At 45.7% G+C, this 16,978-nt stretch carries 18 protein-coding genes; 13 read left to right on the top strand and 5 right to left on the bottom strand.

What is annotated here, in order from left to right; all coding sequences use genetic code 11:
• Window position 1 precedes the first annotated feature (1 nt).
• A complete protein-coding gene (locus JWG88_RS02795; protein WP_205232161.1) occupies window positions 2-1,021 on the top strand; it encodes a radical SAM protein in 1,020 nt (339 codons plus the stop codon).
• Window positions 1,022-1,356: 335 nt separating this feature from the next.
• Here JWG88_RS02795 and tatC read toward each other — a convergent pair whose 3' ends face one another.
• Together tatC and JWG88_RS02785 are read right to left on the bottom strand one after the other, a co-directional pair.
• Window positions 1,357-2,079, bottom strand: a complete 723-nt coding sequence (gene tatC, locus JWG88_RS02790) for a twin-arginine translocase subunit TatC (protein ID WP_205232159.1) — start codon at window positions 2,077-2,079, stop codon at window positions 1,357-1,359.
• A complete protein-coding gene (locus JWG88_RS02785) occupies window positions 2,079-2,483 on the bottom strand; it encodes a twin-arginine translocase TatA/TatE family subunit (RefSeq protein ID WP_205232158.1) in 405 nt (134 codons plus the stop codon). The genes tatC and JWG88_RS02785 overlap by 1 nt, the downstream gene beginning before the upstream one ends.
• 573 nt (window positions 2,484-3,056) lie before the next feature.
• Between JWG88_RS02785 and JWG88_RS02780 the strand changes: the two genes are divergently transcribed.
• From JWG88_RS02780 to glyS, 9 genes are all read left to right on the top strand, one after another.
• A complete protein-coding gene (locus tag JWG88_RS02780; protein ID WP_205232157.1) occupies window positions 3,057-4,355 on the top strand; it encodes an adenylosuccinate synthase in 1,299 nt (432 codons plus the stop codon).
• 74 nt (window positions 4,356-4,429) lie between these two features.
• The gene (gene rpoZ, locus JWG88_RS02775) at window positions 4,430-4,702 is read left to right on the top strand and encodes a DNA-directed RNA polymerase subunit omega (RefSeq protein ID WP_205232156.1); all 273 of its coding nucleotides are present in this window, start codon (window positions 4,430-4,432) and stop codon (window positions 4,700-4,702) included.
• Window positions 4,703-4,720: 18 nt separating this feature from the next.
• Window positions 4,721-5,842 (top strand): molecular chaperone DnaJ, encoded by a 1,122-nt coding sequence (gene dnaJ, locus JWG88_RS02770; protein ID WP_205232155.1) that lies wholly within the window; start codon window positions 4,721-4,723, stop codon window positions 5,840-5,842.
• Between the two features lie 21 nt (window positions 5,843-5,863).
• Window positions 5,864-6,355: a cyclic pyranopterin monophosphate synthase MoaC gene (gene moaC / locus JWG88_RS02765; protein ID WP_205232154.1), complete on the top strand. Its 492-nt coding sequence runs from the start codon at window positions 5,864-5,866 to the stop codon at window positions 6,353-6,355.
• 172 nt (window positions 6,356-6,527) lie between these two features.
• Window positions 6,528-6,890, top strand: a complete 363-nt coding sequence (gene dksA / locus JWG88_RS02760) for an RNA polymerase-binding protein DksA (RefSeq protein ID WP_205232153.1) — start codon at window positions 6,528-6,530, stop codon at window positions 6,888-6,890.
• Window positions 6,891-6,893: 3 nt separating this feature from the next.
• Window positions 6,894-7,892 carry a galactose-1-phosphate uridylyltransferase gene (gene galT / locus JWG88_RS02755; protein ID WP_205232152.1) on the top strand — a complete coding sequence of 333 codons (999 nt, stop codon included), beginning with the start codon at window positions 6,894-6,896 and terminating at the stop codon, window positions 7,890-7,892.
• A 15-nt stretch (window positions 7,893-7,907) separates the two neighbouring features.
• Window positions 7,908-8,261 carry a response regulator gene (locus JWG88_RS02750; RefSeq protein WP_205232151.1) on the top strand — a complete coding sequence of 118 codons (354 nt, stop codon included), beginning with the start codon at window positions 7,908-7,910 and terminating at the stop codon, window positions 8,259-8,261.
• Between the two features lie 73 nt (window positions 8,262-8,334).
• On the top strand, window positions 8,335-9,099 hold the full coding sequence (locus JWG88_RS02745) for a GTP cyclohydrolase I FolE2 (protein ID WP_205232150.1): 765 nt from the start codon (window positions 8,335-8,337) through the stop codon (window positions 9,097-9,099).
• Window positions 9,100-9,353: 254 nt separating this feature from the next.
• A complete protein-coding gene (gene glyS, locus JWG88_RS02740; protein WP_205232149.1) occupies window positions 9,354-11,429 on the top strand; it encodes a glycine--tRNA ligase subunit beta in 2,076 nt (691 codons plus the stop codon).
• 56 nt (window positions 11,430-11,485) lie between these two features.
• Here glyS and JWG88_RS02735 read toward each other — a convergent pair whose 3' ends face one another.
• The 3 genes from JWG88_RS02735 to resB form a co-directional block, all read right to left on the bottom strand.
• A complete protein-coding gene (locus tag JWG88_RS02735; protein WP_205232148.1) occupies window positions 11,486-11,914 on the bottom strand; it encodes a cytochrome c3 family protein in 429 nt (142 codons plus the stop codon).
• Between the two features lie 144 nt (window positions 11,915-12,058).
• A complete protein-coding gene (ccsB, locus tag JWG88_RS02730) occupies window positions 12,059-12,913 on the bottom strand; it encodes a c-type cytochrome biogenesis protein CcsB (protein ID WP_205232147.1) in 855 nt (284 codons plus the stop codon).
• A gap of 90 nt (window positions 12,914-13,003) precedes the next feature.
• A complete protein-coding gene (resB, locus tag JWG88_RS02725; protein ID WP_205232146.1) occupies window positions 13,004-14,323 on the bottom strand; it encodes a cytochrome c biogenesis protein ResB in 1,320 nt (439 codons plus the stop codon).
• Window positions 14,324-14,651: 328 nt separating this feature from the next.
• Here resB and JWG88_RS02720 point away from each other — a divergent pair, with 328 nt between their 5' ends.
• The 3 genes from JWG88_RS02720 to JWG88_RS02710 all read left to right on the top strand — a co-directional run bounded on the left by JWG88_RS02720 (window position 14,652) and on the right by JWG88_RS02710 (window position 16,808).
• Window positions 14,652-15,641, top strand: coding sequence for a chorismate synthase (locus JWG88_RS02720; protein ID WP_205232145.1), 990 nt, complete (start codon window positions 14,652-14,654; stop codon window positions 15,639-15,641).
• Between the two features lie 641 nt (window positions 15,642-16,282).
• Window positions 16,283-16,477 carry a 50S ribosomal protein L28 gene (gene rpmB, locus JWG88_RS02715; RefSeq protein ID WP_205232144.1) on the top strand — a complete coding sequence of 65 codons (195 nt, stop codon included), beginning with the start codon at window positions 16,283-16,285 and terminating at the stop codon, window positions 16,475-16,477.
• Between the two features lie 76 nt (window positions 16,478-16,553).
• Complete coding sequence (locus JWG88_RS02710) at window positions 16,554-16,808, top strand: hypothetical protein (protein WP_205232143.1); 255 nt, start codon at window positions 16,554-16,556, stop codon at window positions 16,806-16,808.
• Window positions 16,809-16,978: the final 170 nt, after the last annotated feature.

The raw sequence follows: 16,978 nt of genomic DNA, 5'->3' as shown, positions 1-16,978 counted from the left end.
AATGAGCAGCCCTGAAGCACGAACAGTCGGTTTTAAGGCCGGAGAACGGAATGTATTTTTTCATATTCTAACCGCCTGCAATCTCAAGTGCAGGCACTGCTATATAAATACAAGCCAGCACGGCTCGCAAACGCTGAGCCGGGAGACCATCGAAAAGTGGCTCGAGCTTTTCTGCGATCCTTCGAAGAAGAGCAACCTGATTTTCCTGGGAGGGGAGCCGACGCTGCATCCCGATCTTGCAGAGTGTGTCGCCACCGCCAAAAAGATGAAGTATTCGGTCACCGTCGATACCAATGGTTATCTTTTTCATGATTTTTTGGAGAAGACACGGCCCGATCTTCTTGATTATCTCAGCTTCAGCCTGGATGGCCCGGACAGCGGCATCAACGATGCCATCAGGGGCGAAGGGGTTTTTCGTACCTGTACCGATAACATCGCAAGGGCGGTCTCGCTGGGATTCAAGGTAAGCGTTATCTACACCGTGAGCAGGAAAAATATTGATCATCTTCACCGCATGATTCCGCTGTTGCAGAAACTTGGAGTAAGGCGGTTTTTCATTCAGGTCATCGGTTTACGTGGAGAATCGGCAAAAAACGCCGATGGGGAAAACCAATTTGAGACTCCGCAGGTGAGTCGGCAAAAATGGCTTGATATTGTACCTGCTGTTGCCGCTTTGGGGGCGGAGGTGGGGATGCATGTAACCTATCCGAAGGTTTTTCTGGAAGAAGACGAACAGTTCGAGTGCGCCGGAGAGGTCGCTGAAAATTACTTTATCTTCCCTAACGGCCGTGTTTATCAATGCCCCCTGTGTGAAGACTATGGCCTGCATACCTATACTATAGAGAATAATGTCCTTGTTGCACAATCAGGATTGACCGAGAAAATGATGTTTCCCCTGAAGATTGAAGAGGGATGCGTCATGAACAAACTGCTGCAGCCCGATACCATTGAATATGATGAAAAAGGCAAACCAATAAACCGGATTTCGTGCTGTCTTCTTAAAAATGAAATTTATCGATAAAAACCGGAACGTGCTTGTTCGTCATTCCGGACTCGATCCGGAATCCCACTCGTCTACATCCTCAATACGCCTACATAAATTCATCCCATTACCATAAAACGGGTTATAAGGCTCTGTTCTGTATACTAAACTGCAACAGCAACAGCTGGATTCCGGATCGGAGTCCGGAATGACGGTAGCCTGGAAGGTTTCATATACAAGGGGAAGTTTTGAGTTAGTGAAAGGGGTGACGGTAGCCTGGGGCTGGATATACAAGGGGAAGTTTGAATAAGTGGCCAGGAACGACGGTAGCCTGGAGTGAGGAAATTTGAGTGCTGGAATGAAAAGAGACCAGTTTAATTCCTGCCGCGGAAAAGCCGCATAAGCAAGATTCCCGACTCATAAAGTAGAACCAGAGGTATGGTTAGAAGAACCGTAGCCATCAGGTCGCCGGCACTGAGAAGAAAAGCGATAACGGTTATGGCACCGTAAAAATAGATGCGCTTGGCTCTGAAATATTGAGCTGAGACAATATTTGCTTTGCCGGTCATCACCATCAAAAAAGGAATCTGGAATGCCAGGCCAAAAGCTATTACCGTCCGTATCACAAAGGTAAGGTATCTGCCGAGACGGGGCAGGGGCTCAAGGCTTTCACTGGCATAGCTCATAAAATATGCCAGCATTCTCGGCAGCATTCCGAAAAGGGCGAAAAAGGCGCCTAATGCAAACAGTAAGCTTCCCCAGAAAACCACGGTGAAAGCAATTTTTTTCTCATTTTTTTTCAGACCTGGAGCGATAAACGACCACAGCTGATAGAGAATCACAGGAAAACTCGCAGCTAATCCAACCAGAAGAGAAAGCTTGATATAGGCTATGAATGCTTCCGGGAGGTTGGTATAGACAAGCTTCTTCATCAGCGGAGTCGCGCTATACAGCGGAGCGATCAAATAGGCGGCTATCTCTTCCGAAAAATAATAGGCAACACCGGAGCAGAGGATAATGGCAAGGAATATGCGAATTATTCTCCTTCGCAACTCAAGATGATGCGGCCGGAAAACCTGGATTGTTCTCTCCAGCATTATTCTTTTTCCTCAGCAGGCTTATCGGGAGATGCAGGCTGATTGTCGGAGGATGGTGCTGTGGACGGTAACTGGGGTTCATCGCATTCCGGAGATGCGGGATGCTCTGCAGCTTTCCCGGCGGGATCAAGTTTGGCGAGGTCGGCCGGAGGTTCCAGGGTGTTGTCTTTAGCGTCAAGGACGGTTTCCTTGAAATTCCTGGCGGCGTCTTCAAGTTGAGGCTTGATTTCCGAGAGCGGATTATCTTCCGCTTCGAAGCTGCTTTTCAGACCTTCCGCAGTCTTGCGTAAATCAACCAGTGTCTTGGCAATTGAGCGGGCGAAGTCGGGAAGTTTATCGGGTCCGACGACAATAAGAGCCAGCGCGAGAATGAGTATTAATTCTGGAAAACCGATACCAAACATAATTCAACCTTCTAGAGAGAGTGCCATGCCTTCAAGTATTTCAGCTGTTCAGCGCTGTACCCCCGGAAGACGTGAAAATACAAAATAAGGTATTTGGCTGGGGCTGTCAATATAACCCGGATTGCCTCGTCTTGAGCTGGAAACTTATTTCTACCTTCTAACCTCAAGGCATGATTGACGGTAAAAGCCTGGCGTTCAGGTTTCCGCGGTCCTCGACATACTACCTGTATAGTCGAAGGCCTGCAAAACATATACCGAACTTTTTGATCTACATCTGAGAGATCCGCGGCAATTGATCCATTGGCACATCCATCGGCCGGACCTGGGCTTTACACGCAGTGGGAAAAATCCGGGTCACAGATGAAAATATCAGATAGATTGACTTTGCTGTTGTGATTAGCTATAATCACTCGTTTGACCATTGCGATTATAGGCGGAAAATAATTATTCCGATACTCCATTTCAACAGGAGATCAGCATTTCCGTGAAGGTTTCTATCCCTCCGGGGATACAACAAAAAAAGACCTTATAATAGAATCTTGCGTAAAAGTATTTTATTTCTCAGGAGAGGATATGTCCAGCGTAGTTATCGTAGGAACCCAATGGGGTGATGAAGGAAAGGGAAAGATTGTTGATCTTTTGACGCGCTATGCAGATTATGTAGTCAGATTTCAGGGTGGAAATAATGCCGGTCATACCCTGGTGGTCGAAGGTAAGCAGTTTATCTTTCACATCATTCCTTCAGGAATTCTTTATGAGGACAAAAAATGCATGATCGGCAATGGCGTGATCATCGATCCTGCCGTGCTTCTTGGCGAGATTAAAGAACTGCAGGAGAAAGGATTACCGGTGACTCCGGAGCGCTTGATGATAAGCGAACGCGCTCATTTGATCATGCCCTATCACTCAACTCTCGATCAAGCGAGTGAAGCCGCGCTGGCTCAAGGGAAAAAGATCGGAACCACCGGCAGGGGAATAGGGCCATGCTATGTGGACAAGGTCGGCCGCCGAGGCATAAAAGTCGGCGATCTTGCGGATATGGGAGTGTTTAGGGACAAGCTGCAGACAAACCTGGATGAAGCAAATTTTTTACTGACCCAAAAATACAATGTTAAGCCTTTGGATTTTGATTTGATTTATGATCAATTTCAGAGTTACGCCGAACAGCTCAATCCTTTCAGTGGAAATGTTTCCCTGGAACTGGACAATGCAAGAAAACGGAATGATAATATACTTTTTGAAGGGGCTCAGGGAACACAGCTGGATATTGATCATGGCACCTACCCCTTTGTAACATCTTCCAATACCATAGCCGGTAATGCCTGCAATGGTTCAGGCGTAGGACCGACTCATATAGATGCGGTGATCGGTATTCTCAAGGCATACACCACCAGGGTGGGAGAGGGGCCTTTCCCAACGGAGCTCTTTGATAAGACAGGCGAGGAACTCCAGAAAAAAGGCGGTGAATTTGGTGCGACCACGGGAAGGAAAAGGCGTTGCGGGTGGCTGGACGGCGTAGTCGCCGCGGATGCCGTAAGGCTTAACAGCATAACCGGTATGGCCATTACCAAGCTGGATGTTCTTTCCGGGCAGTCGAAGATAAAAATTGCGCGAGAGTATCAGTTCGACGGCAAGAAATATCAGGCAATGCCTTCAAATATACAACTTGCCGGATCCGTTCAGCCTGTATACGAGGAAGTTGACGGCTGGCAGGAAGAAATAGGTGATGTGCGCAGCTTCGAGGATCTTCCTGCAAAGGCCAGGGATTATATCAAGAGAATTGAGGATATTACTGAAGTGGAAGCGTCCATCATTTCCGTTGGACCGGATCGCGAAGAGACACTTTTACTCAAAAATCCTTTCGAAAATTAAACATTCTGTCTGTCTTGTGATACAACGGAGCAAGCAGTGGCAGAATCCATCATTTACTCACTAAAGGTGAAAATATGGCGCGAATTACAGTCGAGGATTGTCTGGAAAAAGTAGGTGACGACAATCGTTTCAATCTTATTCATCTTGCTGTCAAACGTATTCGTCAGCATCGACAGGGAGAGCCCTTTCTCATTAACGGCAAAAATAAAGAAATCGTTATGACCCTCAGGGAGATAGCATCCGGGAAAGTAACCATGGAGAATATCAATGATCTGCCCGGAGCCCTGGAAGAGAAGGAACTGATTGAACACTCTGATCGGGAAAAATTGACAAAGCAGGATGTGTAAACAGGATTAAGTTGTATTATGCCACGAGATTATTACGAAATATTATCAATCAGCAGAAACGCCACAGACGGTGAGATCAAAAAAGCTTACCGCAAACTGGCGATGAAATACCACCCGGATCGTAATCCCGGAGACAATGAAGCGGAAGCATCATTCAAGGAATGTACTGAGGCATACGAAGTCTTGAGCGATGGCCAGAAACGCAAGATCTACGATACTTACGGCCACGATGGCTTGAAGAACAGCGGCTACAGTGGTCCTGGGAACTTTGAAGATGTCTTTTCGAGTTTTGGCGATATATTCGGTGATATATTCGGCTTTGGCGGCGGCCGCTCTCAGGCACGAAGAAATGGGCCGATTCCCGGTAATGATCTGCGCTATGATTTACCGATTTCGTTTATGGAAGCGGTTCATGGGGTTACCAAGGAAGTCAAAATCACCAAAAAAGATACCTGCTGGACCTGTGAAGGAACGGGGTGTCGGCCGGGGTATTCCAAGGAAACCTGCCCCACATGCGGGGGGCGTGGTCAGGTTATTCGTTCTCAGGGATTCTTTCAGGTGAGTTCAACCTGCCCTCAATGCGGCGGTGAAGGACAGATTGTGACTGAGCCCTGCAGCGACTGCGATGGCAGAGGTCTTGTCGATAAAACCAAAACAGTTTCCATCAAAATCCCGGCGGGCGTCGATACCGGAGCCAAGATGCGCCTTGTCAATGAAGGCGAAGGCGGCAGAAGAGGAGGTCCGAGCGGTGATTTGTATGTTGTCATCCACGTTGAAGAGCATGAATTTTTCAAACGTGAGGGTGATGTGATATACTGCAAGCTACCGGTCCCCATGGTCAAGGCAGCCCTTGGCGCCGAGATCGAAGTACCTACTGTGCACGGTAAGAAAACAATAACCATACCGGAAGGCAGCCAGTCTGGTGATATATTTACCCTGGAGAAAGAAGGCGTTCCAAGTCTGCGTGGAAGAGGGCGCGGTAAAATGCTGGTTGAGTTACAGGTAATGACACCGACCAAACTGTGCAAGGAACAGAAGGAAATGCTGTGTGAATTTGACAATCTCTGTTCGAAACACGGCCAAAACCATGAACACGAAGGATTTTTCTCCCGGCTTTTTGCTGAAGTTCTAGGTAAATAATTTTCTCTTTTAAGGAGTGCAATGGCTCAGAAAAATAAGATTTTTACCCATTTCGATGAAAGCGGCAATGCCATAATGGTAGACGTCAGCGGTAAACAGGATACCGAAAGAGCAGCCGTTGCCGCCGGAGTCGTTACCATGAGCAGCGAAGCCTATAGCCTGGTGAAAAGCGGCTCGATGAAAAAAGGTGATGTTCTTGGAGTGGCAAGGATTGCGGGTATAATGGCTGCCAAAAAGGTTGACAGCCTGATCCCCCTGACCCATCCTTTGATGATTACCAGAACAACTGTTGATTTTGTCCTCAATGATGAGAATTGTGCAATCGAAATACAAGCCACGGTCGGCATAACGGGAAAGACCGGAGTCGAGATGGAAGCCCTGACTGCAGTCTCGGTGGCCGCACTTACTATTTATGATATGTGTAAAGCTATAGATAAGTCCATGGTTATCCGTGATATCAAATTGTTGCGTAAGAGTGGCGGAAAGAGCGGAAATTATTTCCGGGGAAAGTAACTTACCTAAAAAGGTAGATTTGAAATCCATTTTTTCAGGTGGTAGAGTCCTCGGTTGCAAGAAACCCAGTGAAGGTACTTTTACCCCTCGAGGATACTCTGATTCCGATATTCGAGGTTAGTATCATCTTTTTTCATCCTTTTTAAATTATTGTACATTAGGGAGTATACGAATGGAGAAAGAGACGTTAGAAAACTTTCGCAAACAGCTTATTCAGAAGCGAGAAGAAATAATTAACGAAGCCGGAAGAACACTGTCCGATATGACGGACCAGAACGAAAATGTACCAGACCCCAATGACCGTGCTACCATCGAATCGGGAAGAAGTTTCGAACTTCGGATCAGGGACCGCGAGAGAAAACTGCTCTCAAAAATTGAAGCTGCTCTACAAAGAGTGGAAGATGGTGAGTATGGTATTTGTGATGAGTGCGGTGAGGAGATAGGTCTTAAGCGCCTGGAGGCTCGTCCGGTAACAACTCTCTGCATCGACTGCAAAACTCTTCAGGAAACGAAAGAGAGGTCCCAGGGGAAATAGTCCATGCCCGAGCTGAGGAAGGACCCGATACTGGGACGCTGGATTATCATATCCCAGGAACGCAGCAAACGACCGACGGATTTCCTGGTGGAAAAAGCCGAAGTGACCGGAGGTTTCTGTCCTTTATGTGCCGGCAATGAAAGTACAACACCACCGGAAGTCTTTGCCTTTCGGGACGGAATATATGGTTACAAAGACACGCCCGGTTGGCAGGTGCGGGTCGTACCGAATAAATATCCGGCCCTGGTAATCGAGGGCAATCTCGATAAAGAAGGTGAAGGGCTTTATGATAAAATGAATGGCATCGGGGCGCACGAGGTTATCATTGAAAGTCCTCGTCACGAAGAGGATTTCGCTTATTTTTCCCCCATCCAGATGTCTCGGGTATTCCAGGCTTACAGAAACCGGATCACGGATTTGAGCATGGATAAAAGGTTCAAGTACGTCATGGTTTTCAAAAACCATGGCAGGGCTGCAGGAGCGTCGTTGGAACATCCTCATTCCCAACTGATAGCCCTGCCGATACTGCCACGCATGATTGTTTCCGAACTAGAAGGTTCACTCTCCTATTTTCGCTACAAAGAACGCTGTATCTTTTGTGATATTATCAGGCAGGAGATAAAACAGGAAGTTCGCGTTGTCTGTCAAAATGATCAATTTATTACCATCACTCCTTTTGCTCCACGTACTCCTTTTGAAATGTGGATCCTCCCTAAAAATCATTCATCCTCATTTCGCAAAGCCGATGACAGCACGCTCCTCTCACTTGCCGATCTTTTTTCCGAAACACTGACGAGGCTGGACCGCTGTATCCCGAATGTTCCTTATAATTTTGTCCTGCATACGCAACCTGTACGTACAGATAGTCTCGAATATTTCCACTGGCATTTTGAAATCGTTCCTAAACTCACATCTATAGCCGGTTTCGAATGGGGTTCAGGCTTCTATATAAACCCCATGCCTCCCGAAGAAGCCGCTGTATATTTACGTGAATCTCTTTAATGTAGGAGAATCGGGATGAAAAAGATACTTCTTGTTGACGATGAAGAAAATATCCGCTTCATTTATGAAGAAGAACTGAAGGAAGAAGGTTACGAGATTATTTCTGCCGCCAACGGTATGGAAGCACTAGAACTTTTTAAAGAGGAAAAGCCTGATCTCGTTGTCTTGGATATACAAATGCCAGGCCTGAACGGCATTGAGGTGTTAAGAAGAATGAAAACTCTGGATCCCTCTGTTCCTGTTATTTTGAGCAGTGCGTATCCTGAGTTTAAACAAGATCTCGGGGCTTGGGCATCGGAGGAGTACATTGTTAAATCTTCAGATATTCAACAATTGAAAGATGCCGTTCAGCGATTTATTGGAAAATGATTCATTCCGGATTTTATTATCGGGATGATAAGCTTTTAATTTGTCTGTAGAGTCAGGCAACAGGTATCACGACATGAAAGACATCCAGAGCCAGCTCGATCACAGACGGGTAAATATTAAAAAAGTCGGCGTAAAAACAATCTCGTATCCGATAACTGTTTTAGATAAGAAAAATAATCATCAGCATACCGTAGCCTCACTTGATATGTATGTGAACCTGCCCCACTTGTTTAAAGGTACGCATATGAGCAGATTTGTTGAGATTCTCAATCAGTTCCATGGTGAAATTGATCTTCGTAGTTTTAAGAAAATTCTCGAGGAAATGAAAGACCGACTCGATGCGGAAGCTTCTCATATCGAGATCAGGTTTCCTTATTTTCTGCGCAAAGAGTACCAGATGGGATCTCTGAAATCGTGTCGCTATGATTGTCGAATGCATGGTTCTCTTGAAGAAACAGATGAACTGGAATTCTGTTTTAATGTTCCGATTTTCAGACCGCTGAAGAAAAAGACCTTGCAGGGTATGCCAAGATCCCGGGGCCACTGGGGAAATTGCACTGTTACAGTCAAATTTAAAAAATTTATTTGGATCGAAGACCTGATCCTGCTCGTCGAAAAAGCCATTTACGTCACTCACCAGCAAGGAGAAGATGGTTTGGTCGATGTATACTCGGTTGAATCTCTAACGGAAAAAATCTCAGAAAAGCTCTCGACATTAAAAGAATTAAAGTGGTATTCTGTGGTCGTTGAAAATCTTGGTGAAGGATATTCAACCTTTGCCTTGCTTGAGTCCGGCAATGAGATGTCCGATTACCACCGGAGTTCTATCTGTTTCTGATTTTCTTACAAATTGTACTCAGGGAAAGAACACCTGCCGTTTTGTAATCGTCGCAAATACCTGGAGTTCCATGGTGTTGTTCTCAAGGATTTGTTTCGAACTATAATCCCGGCAACTTCGGATTCCGGTGTAATTCCGATAAGAAACTGTAAAATCTGTTAAGATTCCTGCCTTCACCGGATTGCCGTAAAAGAAAATTTTTATGAAACATAAGATTATCTCTTCAAAACCACTATGAAATCAGCTGATTAAATATGAGCAATCTACTTTTTGAAATAGGCACAGAGGAACTGCCCGCGGGATATATAGAACCTGCGCTGGCGCAACTTCGCGAGAAATTTACAGTAAAGGCTTCTGACCTCAGGATTTCCCATGGAGAAATACGAACCATGGCTACTCCGCGCCGGCTCACCCTGATTGTCGAGGATCTGGCCGGGAAGCAGAAAGATATGCGTGAGGAAATTATAGGACCCTCTGCCAAGGCAGGCCTGGACGCAGAAGGGAAGCCGACAAAAGCTGCATTGGGTTTTGCCGGATCAAAGGGTGCCTCTCCTGATGACCTGCAGATAGTGGCGACATCAAAAGGTGATTATCTCATGCTCGTTCGGGAAGTTCCGGGACAGGAAGTCCAGGAATTGTTGCCGGACATTCTCCATCAGCTCATTGTTGAGCTGTCCTTCCCAAAATCGATGCGCTGGGGCGGCAATTCAAGTTCATTCGCACGGCCGATTCAATGGTTGCTGGCTCTTAATGGTGGGGAAGTGGTCAAATTTAAGCATGAAGACATCGAAACGTCGAATATCAGCCGAGGTCATCGTTTTCTTAATAATTATGAAATAGCCATAGGCGGTACTTCGGCTTATGAGAACCAATTGGCAGAAGCGAACGTCATTGTCGACCCACGGAAAAGAAAAGATGCCGTGGTAAAAACCATCAATGAAGCCGTTGCCGCCTCTGAAACCCTTTCGCATGGCCAGGTTTTCATAGACAGTGAGTTGCTTGACACGGTAACCAACCTGGTGGAATTGCCTTGCGGCGTTTGTGGTGTGTTTGATCAAAAATTCCTGGATCTACCGGACGAGGTATTAATCACATCCATGCGGGAACATCAGAAATATTTTCCTGTAGTGGATGATAAAGGTAACCTTCTTGCTGGTTTTGTCGCGGTAAATAATACCAAAACAGAAGATGAGTCCATTACCAGGAAAGGGCATCAACGTGTTCTCAGGGCACGCCTTGAAGATGCGCTCTTCTTTTTCGCCGGCGATAAAGAGCGAAGTCTCGATGAATTAATTCCCGAACTGAAAGGTATTATCTTTCAAGCCAGGCTGGGAACAATGCTGGCCAAAAATGACAGACTGGTCAAGCTGTCCCGCATGCTTGCAGAAAAACTGGCGCCGGAGGATGTCGAGGATGTATGTCGTGCCGCAATGCTATGCAAAGCTGATCTGCTCACAGATATGGTAGGCGAATTCCCGTCTCTTCAAGGAGTCATGGGAGAGGCATATGCAACCTTGTCCGGCGAAAAACCACAGGTTGCATTGGCAATACGTGAACACTACATGCCCAAGCGGTCCGGAGCCGAACTGCCGACGCAGACTGCAGGTGCGCTGGTTGGACTTGCTGATCGTATTGATACTCTGGCGGGATGTTTCGGCATCGGGCAGATACCTACAGGGGGAGCTGATCCTTTTGGTCTGCGCAGGATTTCATTGGCAATCCTTCATATAATTCGAAAAAACCGCTACTCCCTTTCTCTGCGTGAAGTTGTTCACAAGGCTTTGGCATTATACGGTGACAAAGTTGATGGAAGTTCGGCAACCGTCGACGCAGTTCTTTCTTTTGTGGAAGGAAGATACCGCAATGACTGCATTGCAAAAGGATGGGATGCCGAAGCTGTAGCAGCAGCCGCCGCAGTTGGGTTTGATGATCCTAATGACTGTTGGCAGCGCATCGAAGCTCTTTCGGAAATGAAAGCTGATCCTGCCTTTGGTGTTCTCGCCTCTTCCTACAAACGCATCAAAAACATCATAATAGATAACCGGGACACCGCTGTGCGCGATGATCTTCTGGTGGAAAATGCTGAAAAGGATCTCTTTCAACTGCTGATCGAGGTACGCCGGCAGATGGAGCCATTGCTTACCGAGAAAAATTACAGGGGCTATCTCAAGCATCTTTTAAAAATGAAAGAACCGGTTGACGTTTTCTTCGATGAAGTGATGGTTATGGCTGAAGAACCCGACGTTCGCTGCAACCGCCTCAATCTGTTGACCGCACTTGGTGAGCTTGTTTTACAGATAGGCGATATCTCGATGATGCACGAAGGATAAAAAAAGGCCTGCCGATTTTTAACGGCAGGCCTTTTTATGATTTTTTTTATCGAACTTTACTTTTTCTGATGACAGGTCGTGCAGCTTCTCAGTTTCTTCTTGCTGGAATCAGCTTTGGCGACCTCTTTATGGCATTCGAGGCAATTGCCATGACCAGCACCTTTAAAGGTAGCAAGATCTTCTTTTCCTTTTTTCTTTCCTTCTAGGACGTCACTGTTGTGGCATGATTCGCACTTTTGTATTTCCATGCCCTCTGTGTATTCCACTTTTTCACCATCTTCCATTCCATGGTGACATTCGCCACATTCATATGCCTCCTGGTGAACCTTATGAGGGAACACGGCTGGAGCCATTTTATCGCTGGTGCTGCTGATCAGTTCCATCTTTTCAGGGCCGGTATCAGTGCTTGTAAAAGCCGGACCTGCATAGCAGATAAGTGCCAGGAATAAAACAGAAATTCCACATGTAAATGTTTTTTTTACCATAATCACCTCGCTAAGATTTCAGTTGATGTGTCAGAGTGAGTGTTGTAACTCCGCCCCTAAAATGAATTCTTTTCTTGATTTATAAAAGGATACATTAAATTCAGGCATTATTCAAATGGTCATTTTGATTATGCCGGCCATGGTTTAGCTCGATCCATAACTGTGAAGTCCGGAGAGAAGGAAATTAACCCCGTAATATGTGAAAATCACGGCAATGAAGCCAACTATCGCCAGCCAGGCTATTCGCGTTCCTCCCCAGCCTCGGGTGTAACGGGCGTGCAGGGTGATAGCATAGACAAACCAGGTGATCAGCGACCACGTTTCCTTTGGATCCCAACTCCAGTATGTCCCCCAGGCGGAATTAGCCCAAACGGCACCTGTGATGATACCCGCAGTAAGCCAGATAAAACCGAAAACCATCATTTTATGGGTAATGGTATCGATGACCTGCAATGGAGGAAGGGATGCCATAAGTCCCTGTGGATGTGACTCGATTGGGGAACTACTCCTGTTTTTCAGCAGATACATAACGCCAAGAGCCGCGGCCACCGCAAAGGCGGCATAGCCGATAAAACAGGTGACTACATGGGCTATCAGCCAATTTGACTGAAGGGCGGGGACAAGAGGAGAAATACTCTTGCTGATATCGTTGGACATGGAGGCATAGGCCATGGCCAGAAAGGCAAGGGGAACCGTGAAGACTCCGATGACCCTTGCTTTAAATTTCCATTCTATAAACAGATAGAGAGCGACGATGGTCCAAGCGAAGAAAACCACCGATTCATACATGTTGGTGAGCGGGGCGTGACCTATTCCCAGTTCATAGGATTCATGCCAGCGCAGGCCGATTCCAAATGTCTGGATAATAAGGGCTAAGGCGGTGAACCATGTAGCTATTTTCCCAAGCTTTTGTACTTTAAAAATAAATACAATAGCATAAAGTATGGAGGAAAATAGATAGGTAAAGGTGGTGATACCTAAGAATGTTGAACTGTCCATAAATAAACTCCAAAAATCAGATTCCAACTTTCATGATGGAAACTTCTCCTCCTTCTGAAGAAAGACTGAGAAACCCCAGCTTGGCTAGCACTAGTTCATTGCATCAAGAGAATTTGCCAGCTTTTGAAATTGAGTATCAAAAACTTCTTTATTTTTATTAGTGGTGCCTTTCAAGACAATAACGGTTTTGCTTTCCTGTTCCCGCAGTATTAACCATATGCGCTTGTGGGAGAGGAAAAAGGCCATGTAAAGGCCAAACAGCATCATTCCGAAGCCGATGTAGACTACCCATACACCCGGATCCTTGGCAACCTGAAGTCCGGTAGCATACCTTTGTTTGGCTGAGAAGAGATAAGTTGTGTCAGGGCGTTCTATCTTCACTGTCTCTCCAGAATCCATCCAGAACTGGGAGGGCTCGCCTTGACCATCATTGAACCATATTTTCATCTTGTCCACCCGATCACGTATCGCTTCAATATTAATAATTCCAAATTGAATCCCGGGCTCTGCCCATGTCAGTTCTTTTTGATATTCTCCTGTGAGAGTTGTGTCCGTTGAGGTGCTTGGGTCATTGATTTTAAAGATAAAATCTCTGAATCCCTGATAGCTCGATTGATAGAAGGTGATCCCTTTGTATTTCAGGGGGTCATTTACCGTTATATCTTTTTGCCGAACGATCTCGCCATCCTCAATAACGGTCAACTTCGATTTATACTCTTTGGGCATGCCGTTTGAGTAGAATTCGATATCGAATCTCTCAGCTCGGACTTCAAAACCAAGATCGATAGGACTATTGTTTTTATAAGGGTAGACGACAGCGGTGTTTTGCAGCTCAGGTAGCATTATGCTTGCTTTAAACCCGGTGAACTGGCCATAAAGAGCACCTGCAAAAATAACGAGAATAGAGAAGTGAACGATGTAGACTCCGATCCTGCTCCAGGCCATTTTCTGGCTGAAGAGGAGAAGGGTTTCATCCCTCTTGCGCTGCCGGGCATTCCAGCCGTAATTCTTGAGCAGAGACTTTACCTTGTCCGCTGCTTCCAAAGGAGGCAGAGCGGAATGCACAGTTGCCGAAAGTCTATTCTTTTCGATACGTTCTAACGGTACGTCCAAATTGTCTCTGGTTATCTGGCGCAGAACGGCGGGAAAACGGTCAATGCTGCAAATAATGAGATTTGTGGTCAACAACCCGAGAAGAGACAGGAACCACCAAGAGGTGTACATGTCAGTGATGCCAAGCAGTTGAAAGAAATGAGCAGTCTTTACGCCGTAGGAATCGACATAAAATGACGCAGATTCACCCTGTGGAATGATCGTACCGATAATAGAGGTGACGGCGAGACATCCGAGAGTGAAAAGCGCCAGTTTGACGGAGGAAAAAAAATTCCAGGCAGGATTCGAGGTTTTCATAAATGTTTGTAAGTGGGAATTGTTACTATTTTAATTCAGAGCATTGCTACCATGGCCAAACAGTTATTGCAATAGAAAACGGGAGGAAATAACATTGCTGGATCACGGTAAAGATATTCATCATTCAGAGATTCTCTCGGGTTCGCCTTTCGGTTCAAAATTGCCATTAGGTTTACTATGAAGACCCTGAAAGTAAAAAAAAGTTCATTTCCAGACAGACATCCTGTAATGTCTCATAAAATTCTCAATTAATCAAATTCGAATTTATAGAGAGCCATATGGTGGAAAATTTGCTTTGTGCTTTTAGCTTAGAGCAGGAGGAGGCATAATGAATAGTTTCGGAACGCTGTTTCGGGTGAGTATATTTGGGGAAAGTCATGGTATCCAAATTGGAGCGGTAATAGATGGCTGTCCTGCAGGTATATCACTTGCCGAGCAGGATCTGCAGGACGACTTTTCCCGTAGAAAAGCAGGAGGACGGGGGACAACTCCACGGGTTGAACCCGATCTGCCCAGAATCGTCAGTGGTGTTTTTCGCGGCAAAACAACCGGGGCCCCCATTACCATTGTTTTTGAAAATACCAATACCCAGTCAAAGGATTATGAAAATTTGCTGCACCATCCCCGCCCGGGGCATGCGGATTTTACCGCTCAGAGAAAATATGGCGGATATTCCGATCCGAGAGGAGGCGGGCATTTTTCCGGAAGGATTACCCTGGGCATCGTTGCCGCCGGAGTAATTGCCAAAAAAATCATGGAACCGGCTCGGGTAAATGCCACACTTATCGAGGCGGGTGGGAGTAAAGATATATCTGCTGCTGTTGAGAAAGCCCTGGCGGAAGACGATTCGATCGGCGGCCTGATCGAATGCAGTTGTACCGGGATGCCGGCTGGCTTAGGGGAACCCTTTTTTAATTCAGTGGAATCCATGATCGCCCATATGATATTCTCGGTCCCCGCAACTCGCGGCATTGAGTTCGGTTCGGGATTTTCCTCGGCTCGTATGAAAGGCAGTGAACATAATGACAACCTGATATCTGCAGACGGTAAAACTGAAAGTAATTTTGCCTCGGGCGTTAACGGGGGAATAACGAATGGAAATGACATTGTATTTCGTGTTCCAGTTAAACCGACATCTTCCGTTAGTAAACCGCAGCATACCTATAATTTCCAGAATCAAAAAATTGAAAAACTGGTCATTGAAGGAAGGCATGATGCCTGTATAGCTTTGAGAATTCCTGTTGTTATTGAATGCGCGACAGCTATTGCCCTTGCTGATCTTATGCTGCTGGAACAGAAGAGACCCCGGGTTTTTTAAGATTCCATTAAATCGGTGGGAATATTCTTTTAAAGCTTTGCTGGAGTATTTGCGAAAGTGGTTAGTGGATCATATATTAAAAGAAAATGTAACTATTCAGTAGCACCGCATCTGGACGCGATCAGCCCGAGAATCATAGGCATACTATAGTTTTCCAGTCTGCTCGGAGTCTGCGCTTACCTGAGCACATCCGGAGTTGTAGGGAATTGAATATCGATAAACTCATTTGTGATTCTGGAATTTTGCCTGGAGAAAGAACATGAGCGTCTTTAGAACCCGCTCCCTACATCCCTGCAATTACCGAAAATAATGGGTTTTTGAAAGAAAAATTCATTGTTCTCAATAAATTCCAGTTCGGGTTAAATGAAGCAAAAAGACTTGAGCTGGATTTAATCGAAAGTATCCTTAAGATCATTTTTTCGAAATAAAGAGCTACGGTCTGGTAGACCGTTCAGATCGTTCAGGCGTGGTGGCGGTTTAGATTTTTTATCGGTAATCACTGGAAAATATGATTTTTGAACTTGCTATTGTTTATTAAAAAAGGTAATTTGTAGCGTTCTGAGAATAATTTATTGTTTTTTACTGCCGCCACTATCCTGTATGGTTTACCTGTAGTGGTTGATATAAAAGGAGATTGAGCAATGGCAAAAAAATGTGAAATTTGTGGAAAGGGACCGGTTACCGGCAATAATGTCTCCCATGCCCACAATAAAAACAGAAGAAGATGGTTGCCAAACCTGAAAAAAGTTCGCATGCTGACTGACAGCGGCAGTGTACAAAGAGCCAAGGTATGTACACGCTGTATCCGTTCCGGGGCGGTCGTTAAGCCTGCGTAAGAAAGTTGTGAGTAGATAATTAGAGGCGAGGGGAGAGCATTCCTGCTCGCCTTTTTCATTTTGAGGTGTAATCCCGATGAGTGAGAACGAAATTAAGTTCATCTCCTATGAGGAGGCCATAAACATAGTTGCCGCCATCCAGGAAGAAGAAGATATCGAACAGCAGAACAGGCGGATCCTTACCGTGTATAACCAGGATGATAAGGAGATTTGCTGGTTCGATTATGAGCAAGTGATGGAAGAGATTGCGAGTGAAGGGAAAAAACCTGAAAAAGAAGTAGTTCAGGATTATATTTTACACCGCATTCCCGACTGGGCACTAGAGATATAAACTGCACCGTAAAGGTTCTTCTCCTTATTCCAAAGGAACCTTTATCAGCAAATACAACCTACCCCAGCGGAGCTGGATTCTTTACTGTACCCCCTTGAGGGTAATAATGCTTTTGGTTTTGGAATGCCGATTAACTGACGTAGTTACATTTTAGTTTTCTTATGTCTTGC

The organism is Desulfopila inferna, from assembly GCF_016919005.1.
GTDB classification, from domain to species: domain Bacteria; phylum Desulfobacterota; class Desulfobulbia; order Desulfobulbales; family Desulfocapsaceae; genus Desulfopila_A; species Desulfopila_A inferna.
This window is presented reverse-complemented; position numbering and strand designations above follow the sequence as displayed.